Origin of the sequence: Pseudomonas sp. B10(2017) (genome assembly GCF_002113295.1) — a bacterium.
In the GTDB taxonomy this organism is placed as follows: domain Bacteria; phylum Pseudomonadota; class Gammaproteobacteria; order Pseudomonadales; family Pseudomonadaceae; genus Aquipseudomonas; species Aquipseudomonas pudica.
The window spans coordinates 457326-476023 of sequence record NZ_NEJU01000002.1 but is presented as its reverse complement, the minus strand read 5'-3'; the positions used below and the strand labels follow the sequence as shown (position 1 = coordinate 476023).

Here is an 18698-nt window from a genome sequence, read left to right as displayed (position 1 = left end):
ACCATGATCGCATCAGGCTGAAACTCAATGGCCTGAGCCCTGTCAGCTACAGGACTCAGGCTACTGGCTAAAACTGTCCAACTTTTCGGGGGCAGTCCAGGGGTTATGCATTCCCTGTGGGAGCGGCTTTAGCCGCGAAGAGGCCGGTACAGGCGAATGAACTATTCCCCGCGGTTCTTCTTGACGATGGCATCGGCAATGCTCGCCGGTGCCTCGGCATAACGGGTGAACTCCATCGAGAAGCTGGCCCGGCCCTGGGTCATGGAGCGCATCGAGGTGGCGTAGCCGAACATCTCGCCCAGCGGTACCTCGGCACGGATCACCTTGCCGGCCGGCGTTTCATCACCGTCCTGGATCATCCCGCGGCGCCGACTCAGGTCGCCAAGGATGTCACCCTGGTACTCCTCCGGGGTCACCACTTCCACCTTCATCACCGGCTCCAGCAACACCGCACCACCTTTCTGCGACAGCTGCTTGGTGGCCATCGAGGCGGCGATCTTGTAGGCCATTTCGTTCGAGTCGACATCGTGGTACGAGCCGTCGTACACCGCCGCCTTCAGGTTGATCAGCGGGTAGCCGGCCAGCACGCCGTTCTTCATCTGCTCCTCGATGCCTTTCTGGATCGCCGGGATGTACTCGCGTGGTACCACGCCGCCAACGATCTCGTTGATGAACTCCAGGCCTTCCTTGCCCTCGTCGCCGGGGGCGAAGCGGATCCAGCAGTGACCGTACTGCCCTCGGCCACCGGACTGGCGGACAAAGCGGCCCTCGATCTCGCAGGTGTTGCGGATTTTCTCGCGGTAGGCCACCTGCGGTTTGCCGATGTTGGCCTCGACGTTGAACTCGCGGCGCATGCGGTCGACGATGATGTCCAGGTGCAACTCGCCCATGCCCGAGATGATGGTCTGGCCGGTCTCCTCATCGGTGCGCACGCGGAATGACGGGTCTTCCTGGGCCAGCTTGCCCAGGGCTATGCCCATTTTTTCCTGGTCGGCCTTGGTCTTTGGCTCCACCGCCACGGAAATCACCGGGTCGGGGAAGTCCATGCGCTCCAGGATGATCGGCTTGTCCATGTCGCACAGGGTGTCGCCGGTGGTCACGTCCTTCATGCCGATCAGCGCGGCGATGTCGCCGGCGCACACATCCTTGATTTCGGCGCGTTGGTTTGCATGCATCTGCACCATGCGGCCAATGCGTTCCTTCTTGCCCTTTACCGAGTTGAGCACCGCGTTGCCGGAGCTGAGCACGCCGGAGTAGACCCGGGCGAAGGTCAGGGTGCCGACGAACGGGTCGGTGGCGATCTTGAATGCCAGGGCCGAGAACGGCTCGCTGTCATCGGCGTGTCGCTCCAGGTGCTTTTCTTCGTCATCCGGGTCGGTGCCCTTGATGGCCGGGATCTCCGACGGGGCGGGCAGGTAGTCGATGACCGCGTCGAGCATCAGCGGCACGCCCTTGTTCTTGAACGACGAGCCGAGGATGGTCGGCACGATCTCGTTGTTCAGGGTGCGTTTGCGCAGGCCGGCCTTGATCTCTTCGATGCTTAACGCTTCGCCTTCGAGAAACTTGGTGAGCAGTTCGTCATCGGCCTCGGCCGCTGCCTCGACCATGTGCGCGCGCCACTCGTCGGCCAGTGCCTGCAGTTCGGCGGGGATGTCTTCTTCGCGGTAGCTGGTGCCCTGGTCGGCATCGTTCCAGTAGATCGCCTTCATCTTCACCAGGTCGATCTGGCCAATGAAGTTCTCTTCGCTGCCGATCGCCAGCTGGATCGGCACCGGGTGGTGGCCCAGGCGCTGATCGATCTGCCTGACCACGCGCAGGAAGTCGGCGCCCTGGCGGTCCATCTTGTTGATGTAGGCAAGGCGGGGCACGTGGTACTTGTTGGCCTGGCGCCATACGGTCTCGGACTGAGGTTCGACCCCGTCCGCGCCGCTGAACACCACCACCGCGCCATCGAGCACGCGCAGCGAGCGTTCCACCTCGATGGTGAAGTCGACGTGGCCCGGGGTGTCGATGATGTTGAAGCGGTACTTGTGGGCGAACTGCTTGGTCGAGCCCTGCCAGAAGGCAGTGGTCGCCGCCGAAGTGATGGTGATGCCGCGCTCCTGCTCTTGGGCCATCCAGTCCATGGTCGCGGCACCATCGTGCACTTCGCCCATCTTGTGATTGACCCCGGTGTAGAACAGGATCCGCTCGGTGGTCGTGGTCTTGCCGGCGTCCACGTGGGCGACGATACCGATATTGCGGTACAGCTCGATGGGCGTTGTACGGGCCATGGCGGACTACCTGCGGATGAACGGATTCTCCCACGGTAGCAGAACGGGAGAATCCTGCTTTACCGCCGGGCCGTCAGTCGGCCTGGGCTTGCAGCAGCCACTGGCCATCCACTTCGCGGGCCAGGCCGCTGGCAGGCAGCAGGGCCAGCAGGCGCGCGTGCAGGGCAGCCTCTGTGAAGGTCTTGAGGGTGGCCAGGTCCAGTGCGCCGACCAGGTTGAGATCGGCCTTGGTGTATGACAGCCAGGCCTTTTTCAGGGCCTGGGCGACGTCGCTGCCGGAGGTGCTGGCAAAGCGGCGGTGCCATTGGCTGTCGTCGAAGGTGAAGGTGTGGGCGTGGCTGTAGGTGCCTTGGTCGCCACCTTCGGTGCAGCGATGGCAACGGCACGCGCCTTCGCCGAAGGCGTTGCGCAGGTAGCTGTTGAAGTCCACCACGGGCTTGAGGGACAGGCGTTTGTCGACTTCGAACAGGTCGGCGATCAGGGGTTCTTCGGCGCTCACTCGGTATCCTCGTGTGGTGTGGCATGCATCGGCGGGCACCCTAACAGATCGGGCCCTTCAGATCACCTTTTGCAGGCCCGGCCTCTTCGCGGGTAAACCCGCTCCCACAGGTACTGCGCATGCGGTCCCTGTGGGAGCGGGTTTACCCGCGAAGAGGCCAGTAGAGACAATAGAGACCACCTGCCGTACTCTACGCGCCCATACGCCTACACACCCACTGAGGTAACCCCGCTTGAGCACCAAGTACCCGTACATCGCCACCATCACCGTCAGCGCCGAAGACCGTGGCGGCGACGCCGAGGCCTCGGAAAACCCCAACATGCGCGTTGGCCTGGAAGCGGTGACCGAAACGCTGAAGAAGGTGCATTTCGTCGGTACGCTCGCAGCCCCCGAAAAGAACGCCACACACATCTGCGTGACCCTGGAGAACGGCCTGACCTACTACGGCCCGATCGTCAACGGCCACGCCGAGCTCGAAGGCGGCTGGATTGCCTTCGAGTCCGACATGCTCACTCCGGCAGAACTGGGCTTGTAAGTATCAGTTCAGCTCGGTCAGGCACTGCTCGAGGATATCCAGGCCCTCCTCGAGCACTTCCGCCTCGATGGTCAGCGGTGCCAGCAGGCGGATGATGTGCCGCGCCTTGCCGCTCGGCATCAGCAACAGGCCCTTGGCCCGCGCCGCTTCCATCACCTTGGCCAGTTGCGCCGGTGCCGGGCTGCCGTCGGCATTGACGAACTCGATCCCGCGCATGGCGCCGACGCCGGTCAGGCGGCCGATGAACGGGCTCAGGCCCGAGGCCTTCCAGTGCTCGAAGCGGCGCACGATTGCCTGCTCCTGGCGCTCACCCCAGGTAGCGACGTTCTCGTCGGTCATCTGCGCCAGGCTGGCCAGGGCCGCTGCGCAGGCGATCGGGTTGCCAGAGTAGGTGCCACCCAGGCCGCCTTTGGGCAGCGCTGCCATCAACTCCTTGCGCCCGACCACTGCACCCAGCGGCATGCCGCCGGCAATGCTCTTGGCCAATAGCAGCAGGTCGGGCTCGAGCCCTAAGCGCGGGAAGGCGAAGCGCTGGCCGGTGCGGCCGAAGCCCGACTGGATCTCGTCGATGATGATCAGGATGCCGCGCTCGTCGCAGAAGCGGCGCAGGGCCTGGGCGAAAGCTGGGTCAAGGGCGAGGAAGCCGCCTTCGCCCTGCACCGGCTCGAAGATGAACGCCGCCACGTCCTCCACTGCCAGCTCGACGCTGAACAGGCGGTCCATGGCCTTGAGGGCCTGTTCGCAGGTAACCCCAGTGTCGGCGCTGGGGTAGGGCAGGTGATAAACCGGCCCCGGCAGTTCACCGACCCGCTGCTTGTACGGGGCGACCTTGCCGTTGAGGTTCAGGGTGGCCAGGGTGCGACCGTGGAAGCCGCCGTCGAAGGCAATGATGGCGCGTTTGCCGGTGGCACCACGGGCCACTTTCAGGGCGTTTTCCGCAGCTTCCGCGCCACTGTTGGTGAGCATGCCGGCCAATGGGTAGCTGACTGGTACGAATTGGCTCAGTTGTTCCATCAGCGCCAGGTATGGGCCGTGGGGGGCTGCGTTGAAGGCGTAGTGGGTCAGGCGAGCGGCCTGGGTCTGGATCGCCTCGACCACGGCCGGGTTGCAGTGGCCCAGGTTGAGTACACCGATACCGCCTACGAAGTCGATGTAACGTTTGCCGTCGGTGTCCCAGACTTCGGCATTGCGGCCATGGGAAAGTGTGATCGGATGAACGATGGCAATGGACTGGCTGATACTTTCCTGGTTCATGGGCACGCGGACCTTTGTTCGAATTTCTTATTATCCAAGCGTGTTGGCAGGTTATTCCGCAAACGAATTATTCGATTGCGATCATTCCATGGATTCTTGATCTAGCCGTTTTTTTTTGCCTGTGCCGGCCTCTTCGCGGGCTTGCCCGCTCCCACAGGATCACTGCAGGTTCGAGCACAGTGCAGCCTCTGTGGGAGCGGGCAAGCCCGCGAAGAGGCCGGTACAGGTCAAATCAATCCCCCTCGGCCACCCGCTCCCGAATCCACTGCACGAAGGCTCTGACCTTGGGCACTTCGGCCGCATGCTCGGCATGGGCGATGAAGTGCCGGCCATTGCTCGCCACCGGGTGGTCCCAGGCCACCACCAGCTTGCCCTCGCTCAGCTCTTCGGCCACAAGGTAGCGCGGAATCAGGGCGATGCCGCAGCCGGCAATGGCCGCGCGGATGCACAGGTAGAACGTGTCGAAACGGGGCCCGTGGTAGCTGTTCTGGCTGTGCAGCCCCAGCCCCAGGAACCATTCGTGCCAGGCCTCCGGGCGCGACACGCACTGCAACAGGCGGTGTTCGGTCAGCGCCTGGGCACTGTCGAAACGGTAATTGGCCAGCAGTTGCGGGCTGCACACCGGCACCACTTCCTCGCTGAACAACTCGATGCAGGTTGCCCCGGGCCAGGTGCCCTGGCCGAAGAAAAACGCAATGTCGGCCTTGGCCTGCACCAGATCGAACGGCTCCAGCTCGTTGCGGATATCCAGGTGAATGCGCGGGTAGCGGTCGCCAAAACCCTTCAGCCGGGGTACCAGCCAGCGTGCGCCGAAGGTGGGCTGTGTGGCGATGCGCAGCACTTCGGTCTCGTCGCCGTAGCTGAGGATGTAGCGGCTGGAAATGTCGATCTGGGTGAGGATCTTGTTCACTTCGGTGAGGTACAGCGCGCCTGCCGGGGTCAGGTGCAGGCGTCGGCGAATGCGCTGGAACAGCGAGTGCGACAGCATGTCTTCGAGCTGCGCTACCTGCTTGCTGACGGCGCTCTGGGTCAGGTGCAGTTCCTGGGCCGCGCGGGTGAAACTCAGGTGGCGGGCGGCCGCTTCGAAGCACTGAAGGGCGGTGGTCGAAGGCATCAGGCGTTTGGACATGACGGGCAAATACCGAGCAAAAAAGGAAGGAGTTCATTCCATAACGGAATCATGTGTTTCGAAAAGGTCGTTTGTTGACCCCGCCCTATAGATTAATACTGACCTGGATCAACGATTACAACCGGTCGTGCGAAGAGGAGGTCAGTACCCGCTTCCGGCATCTGCAAAACAACAACGAACATCAGAAATTTATAAGAATTCTGCTCCAGTCTTCAGCCGCCTTGCTGCGGCCGACCCATTCGAGGGTTCTTCATGGCTTCGCTACACAACAACAAACAGCGCTCCCTGCAGCACGGCCTGACGTCCCGTCAGGTATCCATGATCTCCATCGCCGGCATCATCGGCGCCGGCCTGTTCATCGGTTCCTCCAACGCCATCGCCACCGCCGGCCCGGCCATCCTCATCTCCTACGCCATGACCGGGCTGCTGGTCCTGCTGGTGATGCGCATGCTGGGCGAAATGGCCATCGCCAACCCCAACAGTGGCTCGTTTTCCACCTATGCCTCCGAAGCCATCGGCCCTTGGGCGGGCTTTACCATCGGCTGGCTGTACTGGTGGTTCTGGGTACTGATCATTCCGGTCGAGGCCATTGCCGGTGCCGACATCCTGCATGCCTACTTCCCTGGCGTGCCGTCGTGGCTGTTCGCCTTCCTGATCATGCTGGTGCTGTCGGGTACCAACCTGATCAGCGTGAAGAACTTCGGTGCCTTCGAGTACTGGTTCGCACTGGTCAAGGTGGTGGCGATCATCGCCTTCATCGTGGTCTGCAGCCTGGCGGTGTTCGGCGTCTGGCCGCTGGCCGAGGTGTCGGGGGTCAGCCGGTTGTGGGACAACGGCGGCTTCATGCCCAACGGTTTCGGCACTGTGCTCGGTGGCGTGCTGATCACCATCTTCTCGTTCTTCGGCGCCGAAATCGTCACCATTGCGGCTGACGAAACCGCCAACCCGAAAGACAAGATCCGCCGCGCCACCAACCTGGTGGTGTACCGCATCGCCATCTTCTACCTGGCGTCGATCTTCCTGGTGGTGTCGCTGGTGGCGTGGAACGACCCGGGCTTGAAAGCGGTGGGGTCGTTCCAGCGCGTGCTGGAAGTGCTGAACGTGCCGGGTGCCAAGCTGCTGGTGGATATCGTGGTGCTGGTGGCCGTGACCAGCTGCATGAACTCGGGCCTGTACACCGCGTCGCGCATGCTCTATTCGCTGGGCGCCCGTGGCCAGGCACTGAGCGTTACCAAGCGTATCTCCGGCTCTGGCGTACCGACCGTGGCGGTCATCTTCTCGACCCTGGCCGGCTTTGCCGGATGCTTTGTCAACTATGTGTTCCCGGGCAAGGTATTCGGCTTCCTGCTGTCCACCACCGGCGCCATCGCCTTGCTGGTGTACCTGGTGATTGCCGTGTCGCAGCTGCGCATGCGGGCCCGTGCCGAGCGTGAAGGGCGGCCGCTGGAGCTGAAGATGTGGCTGTTCCCGTGGCTGACCTGGCTGGTGATCGGCACCATCGTCATGGTGCTGGGCTACATGCTGTTCAGCGATGCCTACCGCTACGAGACGCTGATGACCGCCGGGGTGACCGCGTTCATCCTGCTGGTTTCGCTGACCCAGCGGCGCGCCAGGGTGGTTGCCCAGGCGGCCTGATGTTTCTGCTTTAATGTGGGGGCGTTGCGCGCCCCCCCATATCAATAAGCACAGGAAGCGTATGAACGACCACCCCCTTTCCCTCCAGGCCCTCGCCGCACCCGACGGCACTTGCTACGGCTGCGGTTGCTCCCACCCCAGCGGCCTGCACCTGCAAAGCCACTGGGACGCCGACGGCATCCACCTGGTGTGCCGGCACGCGCCCGACAGCACCTTCATCGGCTGGCCCGGCCTGGTCTACGGCGGGTTGCTGGCGATGCTGGTCGACTGCCACTCCAACTGGACGGCAATGGCTTACCACTACCGCAACGAAGGTCGCGAAGCGGGCAGCCTGCCGCGCATCGACTGCGTCACTGGCAGCCTTGGCCTGAACTACCTCAAGCCCACGCCCATGGGCGTCGAACTGTTGCTCAAGGCGCGTGTGGAAGGTGAAGTCGGGCGCAAGACCCGGGTGATCTGCGAAGTCTGGGCCGATGATGTGCTGACAGTGACTGCCGACTCGGTATTCGTTCGCGTCGATACCGAAAAGCTCAAGCTCAAGGCCCACGGCCAGGCGTGAGGTGCCAGTGCTGATGAGTGGTCGGTGATGGTCAGCGGCCGGGGATGTCTCTAGAGTGAGAGCTTCATTCCCCAGGCAAGGTTGATCATGACCGATCTCAGTGCTTTCCCCATTACCCGCAAATGGCCCGCCAGACACCCCGAGCGCCTGCAGCTTTACTCGCTGCCGACGCCCAACGGCGTCAAGGTGTCGATCATGCTCGAAGAGATTGGCCTGGCCTATGAGCCGCACAAGGTCAGCTTCGACAATGATGACCAGCTGAGCCCTGAGTTCATCTCGCTCAGTGCCAACAACAAGATCCCGGCCATCCTCGACCCCAATGGCCCTGGCGGCCAGCCGCTGCCGCTGTTCGAGTCGGGGGCGATCCTGCAGTACCTGGCGGAGAAGAGCGGCCAGTTGCTCAGCCAGGACCCGGCCCAGCGTTACCAGACCTTGCAGTGGCTGATGTTCCAGATGGGTGGCATCGGGCCGATGTTCGGCCAGGTCGGGTTCTTCCATTTCTTCGCTGGCAAGGAATACGAGGACAAGCGCCCGCGGGACCGTTATGTCAACGAGTCCAAGCGCCTGCTCGGTGTTCTGGACCGGCATCTGAACGGCCGGGAATGGATGGTCGACGAGTACAGCATTTCCGATATCGCGATCTTCCCGTGGGTGCGTAACCTGGTTGAGCGTTACAACGCCCGAGACCTGGTCGGCTTCGATCAGTTCAAGGAAGTGCAGCGGGTGCTGGCGGCGTTCCTCGAGCGGCCGGCCGTGCAACGCGGGCTGAAAATTCCAGGTTGAGGTTGGCTGTAAGGGCCCTATCACCGGCAAGCCGGCTCCCACAGGTAATGCACAGGGCTTGAGGTCTGTGCTGTTCCTGTGGGAGCTGGCTTGCCGGCGATAGGGCCAGTGAAGGCGAAACTGTTTTCAGGCTCAGAAGATGTGGTGCAGCAGCCAGTACAGGCTGCCGGCCAACAGCATCGCTGCCGGCAGGGTCAGCACCCAGGCCATCAACAGGTTGACCAGCGTACGCTTCTGTATCCCCGACCCGTTGGCCACCATGGTCCCGGCCACCCCGGAACTCAGCACGTGGGTGGTCGACACCGGCAGCCCGAACATGTCCGCCGCACCAATGGTGCACATTGCCACCACTTCGGCCGAAGCCCCTTGGGCATAGCTGAGGTGGGTCTTGCCGATCTTCTCGCCTACCGTCACCACGATGCGCCGCCAGCCGACCATGGTGCCCAGCCCCAGTGCGATGGCCACGGCCACTTTCACCCACAGCGGGATGTAGCGGGTGGCATCGTCCAGCTGGGTCTTGAATAGCAGCACCTTACTGCGCGTGTCTGCATCGAACATCACCAGCTGATTCTTCTCGATCAGGCGGATGGCTTCGCTGGTCAGGTACATGTCGTTGCGCACGTTGGCCATGGCTTCTGCCGGTACCCGCTTGAGCGAGCCATAACCTTTGACCTCTTCGCCGATCATGCCGGTCAGTGCCGCCAGCGCTGGTATCAGTTGGGGGTTGGCCCTGGGCTCGGCAATGAACGTGGTCAGCACCTGGCGTGGGTCGGCCGGTGCTGCTTGCGGGGCGTCGCGCACCAGTGCCTGGCGGGTAACCGCGGCGACTGCGGAAAACTGCAAGGCCTGTCCATTGGGCATGGTCTTGTTCAATGCATAAGCCATCGGCAGGGTGCCAACCAGAATCAGCATGATCAGGCCCATGCCTTTCTGGCCGTCGTTGGAGCCGTGGGCAAAGGACACCCCGGTGCAGGTCAGGATCAGTACACCGCGAATCCACCACGGTGGTGGTGTCTGGCCTTCCGGCGCCTGGTACAGCGCCTTGCGCTTGACCAGCGCGCGCAGGGCCAGCAGCAACAGGGCGGCACAGGCAAAGCCGATCAGTGGCGAGAACAGCAGGGCGTAACCGACCTTGCTGGCCTGGGCCCAGTCCACGCCGCTGGTACCGTCGCGCCCGTGCATCAGGGCATTGGCCACGCCCACACCGATGATCGAACCGATCAGGGTGTGCGAGGATGATGCCGGCAGGCCCAGCCACCAGGTGCCGAGGTTCCAGATGATCGCTGCCAACAGCAGGGCGAAGACCATGGCGAAACCGGCCGAGGAGCCGACCTGCAGAATCAGCTCCACCGGCAGCAGGGCGATGATGCCGAACGCCACCGCGCCACTGGAAAGCAGCACGCCGAGGAAATTGCACAGCCCGGACCAGACCACGGCGACGGGGGCCGGCAACGAGTGGGTGTAGATGACGGTGGCAACCGCGTTGGCGGTGTCGTGGAAGCCATTGACGAACTCGAAGCCCAGGGCAATCAGCAACGCCAGGCCCAGCAGCAGGAATGGCGTGACCGTGGTGATTACCGTGCCGCTGGCCGTCACATCCTGCTTCAGGCTCCAGGCGGTGTAGGCGATACCGGCCAGCAGCAGGCCGAAGAACAACACCAGGGTGGCTCGCCCGGGCTTGTGGGCAAGTTGCGGGCGGGCATCGCGTTGGGCCAGTTGCGGCAAGCTGGCCAGTGAGGGGGTTGCCATGGTGGCTCCGGTCGGGGTGGGGCAAGGGTGCCGAAGGCCTTGAGCATAGAAACAATTCGTAACCCGGCCGTGACCTCGATCAATGATTTATCTAGGCTCAAGACGGACGGTAATGGCAGGAGAGACCCATGATTCGCTGCAAGCGTGTCTACGATGCGGTTGAGCAAGACGACGGCCTGCGCGTACTGGTCGATCGCCTGTGGCCGCGCAACAAGCGCAAGGAAGACCTGCACGGGCAGTGGTTGCGCGAAGTTGCACCCTCGGATGAGTTGCGCAAGGCGTTTCACCAGGGTGAAGTGGATTTCGCCGGCTTCACTCAGCGTTACCAGCAAGAGCTGGCGGCCCACCCCGAGTATTGGTACCCGCTGCTGGACCAGGCCGGAAAGGGCACGCTGACATTGCTTTATGCGGGCAAGGATACCGAGTACAACAATGCCCGGGTGTTGGCTGAATGGCTGGAGGACGAACTGGACCGGCGTGGGCCCGGCAGTTCGCCCGTGTGCTATGCCCCATGATTGTTATTCGTTGTGCTGGCCCTATCGCCGGCAAGCCAGCTCCCACAGGTACGGCGCTGCCTTCAAGACTATCGTTGTAACTCTGGGAGCTGGCTTGCCGGCGATAGGGCCAAAACACGCAACACAAGACAGTTGCTCCACAGGTACGGCGCTGCCTTCAAGACTATCGCTGTACCTGTGGGAGCTGGCTTGCCGGCGATAGGGCCAAAACAGGCAATACAAGACAGTTGCTCCACAGGTACGGCGCTGCCTTCAAGGCTATCGCTGTACCTGTGGGAGCTGGCTTGCCGGCGATAGGGCCGGGCCTGGCAAACCGAAGAGTCCGAAATGTGATGTCCCTGAAACTGACCCCCGCCAACGACACCCACCGCACCTTCGCCCGTGACCTCACGCGCCGCGCCATGCTGCCGTACTACCGCGAATACGACCTGCTTTGGCTAGAGGAAGCCTTCGACGAAGCCTGGGGCTGGCGCGAGCAGTGGCTGGTGACTGAAGGCGACGCCGTGCTCGGTTTCTGCAGCCTCAGCCAGGACCGCCAGGCGCTGTTCATCCGCGAGTTGCACCTGCTACCCGAGCACCGTCGACGTGGGGTCGGCAGCTGGGTGCTGGAGCAGCTGGCATTGTGGGCCCGCCAGCGGCACCTGCCGCTGCTGCGGCTGATGGTGTTTCGCAGCAACCCGGCGCGTGTGCTCTACCAGCGCCATGGTTTCGTCGCAATGGGTGAGGACGAATGCTTTGTGCGCATGCAGCGCATGATCGACTAATAGCTCAATGATGGCTTGTCGCGACTGTTGAGCATCGGCATAGTGCCCAGGCGTTCACGGCCGCCTGCAGGTAGGTAGGCCGTACATGACTGTGATCAGGGATAAGGAGACCCCCATGAATGGAATCGGTCCGCGGCTGCGGGAAGAGCGAGAACGTCTGGGGATGACCCAACGCGTGTTTGGCGATATCGGCGGGGTCGAACCCAATGCCCAGGGCAAATACGAGAGTGGTGAACGCACGCCACGGGTTGATTACCTGGCGGCATTGGCAACCCGAGGTGTAGATGCGCTATATGTGCTCAGCGGTATCCGCACCCCGGTACCGCTCGAGGGGCTGAGCGCCGATGAGTCCTGTTTGCTGGGGGCTTTCCGGCAGTTGTCGTGCGACGATCGGGCGGCACTGTGGCATTTGTTGCGGCGGTTGACCAACAACGACAAATCCAGGCAGACAGTGAGGCCGCTTACGGTTTAACGTCAGGCGTTTCTTACGGAAGGAATGCGTTAGGTCCGCCGTGAAAAATTTTGTTAAGGTGGCAGGATCCAATCGCCCTGCTGACGAGGTGTGTGCTTGATTAGGGTCTTAGTGGTCGACGATCACGATCTGGTACGAACCGGTATTACACGCATGCTGGCCGACATCGATGGCCTGCAGGTGGTGGGTGAGGGCGATTCGGGCGAGTCGGCACTCAGGCTGGCCCGTGAACTGAAGCCGGATGTGGTGCTGATGGACGTGAAAATGCCCGGCATTGGCGGCCTGGAGGCCACCCGCAAGCTGCTGCGCAGCCACCCGGACATCAAGGTGGTTGCCGTGACCGTGTGCGAGGAAGACCCGTTCCCCACGCGCCTGCTGCAGGCCGGCGCTGCTGGCTACCTTACCAAGGGCGCCGGCCTTGACGAAATGGTCCAGGCCATCCGCCTGGCCTTCGCCGGCCAGCGCTACATCAGCCCGCAGATTGCCCAGCAGATGGCGCTGAAGCCATTCCAGCCACAGGGCTCGCCGTTCGATGCCTTGTCGGAGCGGGAAATCCAGATTGCCCTGATGATCGTCGGCTGCCAGAAAGTGCAGATCATTTCCGACAAGTTGTGCCTCTCGCCCAAGACCGTCAATACTTACCGTTATCGGATCTTTGAAAAACTCTCGGTCACCAGCGACGTCGAACTGACCTTGCTGGCCGTTCGCCACGGTATGGTCGACGCAAGCCTGTAAACCTCATGTCTCAAGTTTTCGATGCCAGCGCATTCCTGGCGACCTGCAGTGGTCGCCCGGGCGTCTACCGGATGTTCGATGGCGAAGCCCGGTTGCTTTACGTGGGCAAGGCCAAGAACCTCAAGAAACGCCTGGCCAGCTATTTTCGCAAGACCGGCCTGGCGCCCAAGACCGCCGCGCTGGTGGCGCGCATCGCCCAGGTCGAAACCACCATCACCGCCAATGAAACCGAGGCGCTGCTGCTGGAGCAGAACCTGATCAAGGAATGGCGGCCGCCGTACAACATCCTGCTGCGCGACGACAAATCCTACCCCTATGTGTTCCTTTCCGACGGCGAGTTCCCGCGGCTGGGTATTCACCGTGGGGCGAAGAAGGCCAAGGGCCGCTACTTTGGCCCGTACCCCAGCGCCGGGGCCATTCGTGAAAGCCTCAGCCTGCTGCAAAAGGCCTTTTCGGTGCGCCAGTGTGAAGACAGCTACTTCGCCAACCGCACCCGGCCATGCCTGCAATACCAGATCAAGCGCTGCAAAGGGCCCTGCACGGGCCTGGTGACCGCCGAGGAATATGCCGAGGACGTGCGCCACTCGGTGATGTTCCTCGAAGGGCGTAGCCAGCAACTGGGCAATGAGCTCAATGCCGAAATGGAGAAGGCCGCCATGGCCCTCAATTTCGAGAAGGCCGCCGAGTTGCGTGACCAGATCGCCTTGCTGCGCCGCGTCCAGGACCAGCAGTACATCGAAGGCGGCAGCGGCGACGTCGACGTTATCGCCGCCTTCGTCAACCCCGGTGGCGCCTGCGTGCACCTGATCAGTGTGCGTGGCGGGCGGGTGCTGGGCAGCAAGAATTTCTTTCCGCAGGTGGGCATCGAAGAGGAGGTAGCCGAAGTGATGGCCGCGTTCCTCTCCCAGTACTACCTGGGCAATGCCGAGCGCGAATTGCCGGGCGAACTGATCGTCAACGTGGTGCACGAAGACTTCGCAGCCATCAGCGAAGCCCTGCAGACCCTGCGCGGCCGCGAGCTGACCATCAGCCACCGGGTACGCGGTACCCGCGCCCGCTGGCAGCAACTGGCGGTGACTAACGCCGAGCAGGCGCTCAATGCCCGCCTGGCCAACCGCCAGCACATGGCCGCACGGTTCGAGGCACTGGCCGAGGTGCTGGGCCTGGACGAGGTGCCGCAGCGCCTGGAGTGTTACGACATCAGCCATTCCAGCGGCGAAGCTACCGTGGCCAGTTGCGTGGTGTTCGGCCCCGAAGGCCCGCTCAAGTCCGACTACCGCCGCTTCAACATCGAAGGCGTCACCGGCGGTGACGACTACGCCGCCATGCACCAGGCCCTGACCCGCCGTTACGGGCGCATCAAGGATGGCGAGGGCAAGCTGCCAGACGTGTTGCTGGTGGACGGCGGCAAAGGCCAGCTGAACATGGCCCGTGACGTGATGCAGGAGCTGGGCTTCAGCGACCTGACCCTGCTTGGCGTGGCCAAGGGCGTGACGCGCAAGGCCGGTTTCGAAACCCTGTACCTGAACGACGTGCACCACGAGTTCACCCTCAAGGGCGACTCACCGGCCTTGCACCTGATCCAGCAGATCCGCGACGAGGCCCACCGTTTCGCCATCACCGGCCACCGCGCCCGCCGTGGCAAGGCCCGCCGGGTGTCCAGCCTGGAGGATGTGGCCGGGGTAGGGCCCAAGCGCCGGCGCGACCTGCTGAAACATTTCGGCGGCCTGCAGGAGCTCAATCGCGCCAGTGTCGATGAAATCGCCAAAGCACCCGGCATCAGTAAAAAGCTTGCCGAGTCGATTTATGCCAGCCTGCATAGCGAGTAGAATGCGGGCTCAACTTGCGGCCAGTCGTACCGATGAATATTCCAAACCTGCTCACCGTTCTACGCGTCCTGCTCATCCCGATCTTCATCCTGCTGTTCTATGTGCCCTATCACTGGAGCTACATGGCCGCCAGCAGCGTGTTCGCCGTTGCCGCCGCCACCGACTGGCTGGACGGCTACCTGGCGCGCCGCCTGCAGCAGAGCACGCCGTTCGGTGCCTTCCTCGACCCTGTGGCCGACAAGCTGATGGTGGCGGTGGCCCTGGTGCTGCTGGTGCAGACCCACGCCAACTTCTGGCTGACCCTTCCGGCCGCGGTGATCATCGGCCGCGAGATCGTGGTGTCGGCGCTGCGCGAGTGGATGGCCGAGCTGGGTGCGCGGGCGCATGTGGCGGTGTCCAACCTCGGCAAGTGGAAAACCGCGGCACAGATGCTGGCACTGGTGATCCTGCTGGGCAACCCGCCAGCGGTCACCTTCTGGGTAATCCTCGGTTATGCGCTGCTGCTGGTGGCGGCGGGGCTGACCCTGTGGTCGATGGTACACTACCTGCTGGCCGCCTGGCCGCACCTGCGCGAAGGCTCTGAGCAGAAATAAAAGTTTTTTGAATCAAGGGGTTGACGCTGTTTTAGAAATCGCTAGAATGGCACCCATCACGACGCGGGAATAGCTCAGTTGGTAGAGCACGACCTTGCCAAGGTCGGGGTCGCGAGTTCGAGTCTCGTTTCCCGCTCCAAATATAGATTTACAGGGTTCCATGGAAATCTGTAAATCATTGAAAAAAGACGCTTCGGCGTCTTTTTTCGTTTCAGTCAGATCCATCAGGATCCATGGCATTCGGGCCTTTCCAGGCTTTGTACGAAATCCCAAGAAACCCAATCACCGCCCCTCGAACGCTGAAACTTTGCAGAGTCCCCCCGCATCGACGGAAAGGCATTCTGTGATGGCTAGGCGTTACGAATACTCGGACGAGGTGTGGGGTGTGGTCTCCGAGCTCTTCATCAAGCCCCAGCAGCTACCGGCCTAGCCTTGGGATATCCGCACCCGGCAGGAGCTGACTCGTTGTTCTGGCTTTCACGGTACCAGGGAAAGCTGACCTTTACTCGGCCCCACTCATCGCAATAGATCTCTTCTCCCTTCGGGCCGACCAAGGTAGCCTCGTGTGCTCCGCCGATGTGACGATGAGGTCCATGGTGTTCTTCGTGCATGAACTGCATGGACATCTCATTGGTCGACAAGTCCGGTTGCGTACACTTATGCTGGTGAAATTATGGTTTTACCAGTTTAGCTTTAGTTCTTCGTTTATTGTTTCCCAGAATCTGTGATTGCTAAGAGCTTTAAGCAAGGGGAGCGTTAGGGCCTCTGTATTTGATATTTCAACTTCCTCATTGAGGATGTTGACTTTTTTCCAGTTGTTGTGTGTTCCGTACAGGAAGTAGTAGTTTCGATAGGATTCTGGTGATGATATCTCTTGATGGCCAATTATTCTCCAGTCGCCACCTTTGTCAATTTTCTTGTCGAATAAAGCGTAACTATCTAGCAGTAGCGGTCGGCCTGCTAAGGCTGATTGTTCAAGTTCTTGCTGGGTGATTGATGGGCTGTCTTTAGTGATATTTAATATTTCGACTGCGTGGCCTACAATCATTTTTGACAAGATTTTACCGAAATGATAGTTGCTGTTGTCTTTGGTGAGGCAAAATATATCTCCAACAGAGATTTTTCTCAGCATTGTTCTCTCTTTATCTTCCCACTTCCAGGTTTTTAGTTCTTTCATGGGCAAGCTCCTATTTTTTTGTTCTTGCTGGCTTAATTGATGTTGAGTGGCATGTTGACTTGCTGTAGTTGATCACCAGCAGCCGGTGCTGACCTAGAATCATGCAGGCGGCCTGGAGCTGGAAGTTGGGCTTGTCCCCCACCTTGAATTCAATGGCCATTTCTCGAGCTTCGACGGAGTGCTCACCTCCCCCAAACGCGCGATCTTCGTGGGTGTGATGGTCATTGCCCCGGACTTTTTTCGCAGCATCCGCAGTTGGTCATCGATGGCTTGGTCTAGAGTCTTGTCGTTGCCGACGGGGCTGCGCGCCATTACCAACGTGGTGTCTCGAGCACGAAAGCGCAGCATGTTGAGCGTCAGGTCTTCAGGTGCTTCCTCGCCTAGGTCGGAAGCGGCGGCAACAGATACTGCTGAGATGTCTGTTGTTCGCCTGCTTTGGTTGACCATAAAGTAGTATTGATTTGACGGTGGTTGCAGATCTATCTGCAATCGCCGTCAATGTTTATAACGCCACGCAGATGGTGATATTTACATAATTATGGTTTTCTCGATCCTCTTATGGCGTCGAGGAAAGCGCGAAAATTGGGAGCGATAAGTATTGCGCTCGAGGGATCGGATAGGTGCTCTGATCTCGTGTATCTAATAACTCCGGTTGCTGTGTCAATCCAGAAGTCGTTGTCGCCAGCGTCACCCGCGAAAGGGATGTTTTTTGAAAGAAAGCAGGAGTTAGCTTTGTGATGAATTATTCTTAAGTCTAGTTTTCTGTTGTCGACATTAATCTTGAGTGTGTCTGGTTTGGGTGCGCGGGTATAAAGTTGAACGCTTCGATTTCTAGGAGGTTGTAGTCGTCTGGCTTTAAGGTGTAAATGTCTTCTCTGTAGATATAGGCGCCGCCATCAAGGTATCCTCCATTATAGGTGGAGTAAAATGATGTTAGGCTGTCTCTTTCAGGGAAATTGTTAGGGAATATCTGTTTTAATGAGTTAATGCTCAATCCTGGCAGTGAGTCGTTGAGCATGATGTCATTATGGGTAAATAGCTTTTTCTTGTCCATTTGTCTTAACCTTTGCGTAAAGTGGATTTTTATTAATGGCACCACTTTGCATGTTGGTGTATTGGGCTTGGAATTTTGCGAAAGGGAGTTCCATGTTTTTCTCCTGTGGGCAAGTGGTTTTATTTGGTGGCAACAGACATACTGCTGGATGTCTGTTGATCGCCCTTTTCGCTTAGTGAATGGTCAGCTCGACATTCATCATATCCATGCCTTCACCGCGTTCCATGGCTCTGGTTGTGCTGACTTGATCGGAGAGTCCCTAGGGCAGGAGCGGCAGCAATAGATATACATCTATATTGGTTTCTATTGTTCGCTCACTCCAATTGCTGTGAGTTTTTATATTTTGTCCATGATATCTTGCTGTTCGGAAAACCAAAATTTTATAGCTGAGTCATTAATTCCGTTTGTGCCTGTCCAGAAGTCAATGGGGTATCGCCAATCAGATTTTGATGTTTTTGCGGATTTTGAAAAGGGAGGTGTGTATTCATAGATATAGCCTGGGTGCAAAGGGGATTGCAAGATTCCGGTAAATCCGAGAGTTTCTAGTAGGCCTCTGATTTCTTCTTTTGGAAAATTTAAGTGCTTATTGTTGCTTAGTCTTTTAAGTAGCGATGTGGGAGTCTCGTTTATTGGAGAGATGGCTAGTTCGCTTAAAAGAACTATGAATCTCTCGTTTGTGAATTTTTTTGGTGCTGGTAGATTAGTGTCTAGTTGTAAATAGAGAGCTAGATCTGCAGGAGTCATGCTTCTTAATGAGCCGTAGAGGTATCTGGAGCAGTTGATAAGTGTCAGGTCTATGGTTTGAGTCTCGAAGGCTCCGCAAGTTTTGCAGTAAACGTCGAGTCCTTGGTAAGTGTGGCGTGGTAACTTTGATGCAACTGAAAAGGCCGAAAAAGCGGCTCTGTATTCAGGTTTGAAGTTTTGAATCCCGTAGAGGAAGTGATCTGTAACAAGTTTTTTGGATGTTGATTTGAGTGAATGGTCAAGCCACCTCAGGCACTCGTCGTGAGACATTGTTTTTGGGGGGATGTATAGCTCTGATTCAATCAAGATGCTGATATCTTCGTCATGGCTGTCTATACCTATAGAGTAATTCTTTAACGCTTTTTTGGTTCTGGCTGGGATTTTCATGATGGAGTGCTC

Annotated in this window: 18 protein-coding genes and 1 tRNA gene; 11 read left to right on the top strand and 8 right to left on the bottom strand. The window is 59.8% G+C overall.

The window, feature by feature from the left end; translation table 11 throughout:
* Window positions 1-161: 161 nt before the first annotated feature.
* Both fusA and CAF92_RS04750 read right to left on the bottom strand, forming a co-directional pair.
* Window positions 162-2273 (bottom strand): elongation factor G, encoded by a 2112-nt coding sequence (gene fusA / locus CAF92_RS04755; protein ID WP_046615596.1) that lies wholly within the window; start codon window positions 2271-2273, stop codon window positions 162-164.
* Between the two features lie 73 nt (window positions 2274-2346).
* Entirely contained in the window at window positions 2347-2772 is a 426-nt protein-coding gene (locus CAF92_RS04750; RefSeq protein ID WP_085599532.1) for a hypothetical protein, read from the bottom strand.
* A 232-nt stretch (window positions 2773-3004) separates the two neighbouring features.
* Here CAF92_RS04750 and CAF92_RS04745 point away from each other — a divergent pair, with 232 nt between their 5' ends.
* Entirely contained in the window at window positions 3005-3307 is a 303-nt protein-coding gene (locus CAF92_RS04745; protein ID WP_015271046.1) for a hypothetical protein, read from the top strand.
* Between the two features lie 3 nt (window positions 3308-3310).
* On the opposite strand, the gene CAF92_RS04740 is transcribed toward CAF92_RS04745, so the two are convergent.
* Together CAF92_RS04740 and gcvA are read right to left on the bottom strand one after the other, a co-directional pair.
* Window positions 3311-4561 (bottom strand): aspartate aminotransferase family protein, encoded by a 1251-nt coding sequence (locus CAF92_RS04740; protein ID WP_085599530.1) that lies wholly within the window; start codon window positions 4559-4561, stop codon window positions 3311-3313.
* A 232-nt stretch (window positions 4562-4793) separates the two neighbouring features.
* Window positions 4794-5690 carry a transcriptional regulator GcvA gene (gene gcvA, locus CAF92_RS04735; protein ID WP_046615600.1) on the bottom strand — a complete coding sequence of 299 codons (897 nt, stop codon included), beginning with the start codon at window positions 5688-5690 and terminating at the stop codon, window positions 4794-4796.
* A gap of 252 nt (window positions 5691-5942) precedes the next feature.
* Between gcvA and CAF92_RS04730 the strand changes: the two genes are divergently transcribed.
* From CAF92_RS04730 to CAF92_RS04720, 3 genes are all read left to right on the top strand, one after another.
* Window positions 5943-7325 (top strand): amino acid permease, encoded by a 1383-nt coding sequence (locus CAF92_RS04730; RefSeq protein ID WP_046615601.1) that lies wholly within the window; start codon window positions 5943-5945, stop codon window positions 7323-7325.
* Between the two features lie 61 nt (window positions 7326-7386).
* Entirely contained in the window at window positions 7387-7884 is a 498-nt protein-coding gene (locus tag CAF92_RS04725) for a PaaI family thioesterase (protein WP_046615602.1), read from the top strand.
* An 87-nt stretch (window positions 7885-7971) separates the two neighbouring features.
* Window positions 7972-8667: a glutathione S-transferase N-terminal domain-containing protein gene (locus CAF92_RS04720; protein WP_085599528.1), complete on the top strand. Its 696-nt coding sequence runs from the start codon at window positions 7972-7974 to the stop codon at window positions 8665-8667.
* A 132-nt stretch (window positions 8668-8799) separates the two neighbouring features.
* Here CAF92_RS04720 and CAF92_RS04715 read toward each other — a convergent pair whose 3' ends face one another.
* Window positions 8800-10416, bottom strand: coding sequence for an inorganic phosphate transporter (locus CAF92_RS04715; protein WP_085599527.1), 1617 nt, complete (start codon window positions 10414-10416; stop codon window positions 8800-8802).
* Between the two features lie 128 nt (window positions 10417-10544).
* On the opposite strand from CAF92_RS04715, the gene CAF92_RS04710 reads away from it, so the two are divergent.
* From CAF92_RS04710 to CAF92_RS04680, 7 genes are all read left to right on the top strand, one after another.
* Window positions 10545-10931, top strand: coding sequence for a DUF488 domain-containing protein (locus CAF92_RS04710; RefSeq protein WP_085599525.1), 387 nt, complete (start codon window positions 10545-10547; stop codon window positions 10929-10931).
* Between the two features lie 332 nt (window positions 10932-11263).
* Window positions 11264-11695, top strand: a complete 432-nt coding sequence (locus CAF92_RS04705) for a GNAT family N-acetyltransferase (RefSeq protein ID WP_085599523.1) — start codon at window positions 11264-11266, stop codon at window positions 11693-11695.
* Window positions 11696-11810: 115 nt separating this feature from the next.
* A complete protein-coding gene (locus tag CAF92_RS04700) occupies window positions 11811-12167 on the top strand; it encodes a helix-turn-helix domain-containing protein (protein ID WP_085599521.1) in 357 nt (118 codons plus the stop codon).
* A 96-nt stretch (window positions 12168-12263) separates the two neighbouring features.
* Window positions 12264-12902: a UvrY/SirA/GacA family response regulator transcription factor gene (gene uvrY / locus CAF92_RS04695; RefSeq protein ID WP_015271036.1), complete on the top strand. Its 639-nt coding sequence runs from the start codon at window positions 12264-12266 to the stop codon at window positions 12900-12902.
* A 5-nt stretch (window positions 12903-12907) separates the two neighbouring features.
* On the top strand, window positions 12908-14731 hold the full coding sequence (uvrC, locus tag CAF92_RS04690) for an excinuclease ABC subunit UvrC (RefSeq protein ID WP_085599519.1): 1824 nt from the start codon (window positions 12908-12910) through the stop codon (window positions 14729-14731).
* Window positions 14732-14763: 32 nt separating this feature from the next.
* The gene (gene pgsA, locus CAF92_RS04685; RefSeq protein ID WP_025339908.1) at window positions 14764-15324 is read left to right on the top strand and encodes a CDP-diacylglycerol--glycerol-3-phosphate 3-phosphatidyltransferase; all 561 of its coding nucleotides are present in this window, start codon (window positions 14764-14766) and stop codon (window positions 15322-15324) included.
* A 63-nt stretch (window positions 15325-15387) separates the two neighbouring features.
* Window positions 15388-15463 (top strand) — tRNA-Gly (locus CAF92_RS04680).
* A 540-nt stretch (window positions 15464-16003) separates the two neighbouring features.
* Here the strand turns inward: CAF92_RS04680 and CAF92_RS04675 are convergent.
* From CAF92_RS04675 to CAF92_RS26435, 3 genes are all read right to left on the bottom strand, one after another.
* Window positions 16004-16501 carry an Imm26 family immunity protein gene (locus CAF92_RS04675; RefSeq protein ID WP_085599517.1) on the bottom strand — a complete coding sequence of 166 codons (498 nt, stop codon included), beginning with the start codon at window positions 16499-16501 and terminating at the stop codon, window positions 16004-16006.
* Window positions 16502-17526: 1025 nt separating this feature from the next.
* On the bottom strand, window positions 17527-17649 hold the full coding sequence (locus CAF92_RS27595) for a hypothetical protein (RefSeq protein ID WP_256220376.1): 123 nt from the start codon (window positions 17647-17649) through the stop codon (window positions 17527-17529).
* A 242-nt stretch (window positions 17650-17891) separates the two neighbouring features.
* Window positions 17892-18686, bottom strand: a complete 795-nt coding sequence (locus tag CAF92_RS26435; RefSeq protein ID WP_143516061.1) for a hypothetical protein — start codon at window positions 18684-18686, stop codon at window positions 17892-17894.
* Window positions 18687-18698: the final 12 nt, after the last annotated feature.

Coding starts and splice junctions, on each gene's coding strand:
- fusA (WP_046615596.1), bottom strand. CDS start 2,273: ATGGCCCGTACAACGCCCATCGAGCTGTACCGCAATATCGGTATCGTC.
- CAF92_RS04740 (WP_085599530.1), bottom strand. CDS start 4,561: ATGAACCAGGAAAGTATCAGCCAGTCCATTGCCATCGTTCATCCGATC.
- gcvA (WP_046615600.1), bottom strand. CDS start 5,690: ATGTCCAAACGCCTGATGCCTTCGACCACCGCCCTTCAGTGCTTCGAA.
- CAF92_RS04730 (WP_046615601.1), top strand. CDS start 5,943: ATGGCTTCGCTACACAACAACAAACAGCGCTCCCTGCAGCACGGCCTG.
- CAF92_RS04725 (WP_046615602.1), top strand. CDS start 7,387: ATGAACGACCACCCCCTTTCCCTCCAGGCCCTCGCCGCACCCGACGGC.
- CAF92_RS04720 (WP_085599528.1), top strand. CDS start 7,972: ATGACCGATCTCAGTGCTTTCCCCATTACCCGCAAATGGCCCGCCAGA.
- CAF92_RS04715 (WP_085599527.1), bottom strand. CDS start 10,416: ATGGCAACCCCCTCACTGGCCAGCTTGCCGCAACTGGCCCAACGCGAT.
- CAF92_RS04710 (WP_085599525.1), top strand. CDS start 10,545: ATGATTCGCTGCAAGCGTGTCTACGATGCGGTTGAGCAAGACGACGGC.
- CAF92_RS04705 (WP_085599523.1), top strand. CDS start 11,264: ATGTCCCTGAAACTGACCCCCGCCAACGACACCCACCGCACCTTCGCC.
- CAF92_RS04700 (WP_085599521.1), top strand. CDS start 11,811: ATGAATGGAATCGGTCCGCGGCTGCGGGAAGAGCGAGAACGTCTGGGG.
- uvrC (WP_085599519.1), top strand. CDS start 12,908: ATGTCTCAAGTTTTCGATGCCAGCGCATTCCTGGCGACCTGCAGTGGT.
- pgsA (WP_025339908.1), top strand. CDS start 14,764: ATGAATATTCCAAACCTGCTCACCGTTCTACGCGTCCTGCTCATCCCG.
- CAF92_RS04675 (WP_085599517.1), bottom strand. CDS start 16,501: ATGAAAGAACTAAAAACCTGGAAGTGGGAAGATAAAGAGAGAACAATG.
- CAF92_RS27595 (WP_256220376.1), bottom strand. CDS start 17,649: ATGGAACTCCCTTTCGCAAAATTCCAAGCCCAATACACCAACATGCAA.
- CAF92_RS26435 (WP_143516061.1), bottom strand. CDS start 18,686: ATGAAAATCCCAGCCAGAACCAAAAAAGCGTTAAAGAATTACTCTATA.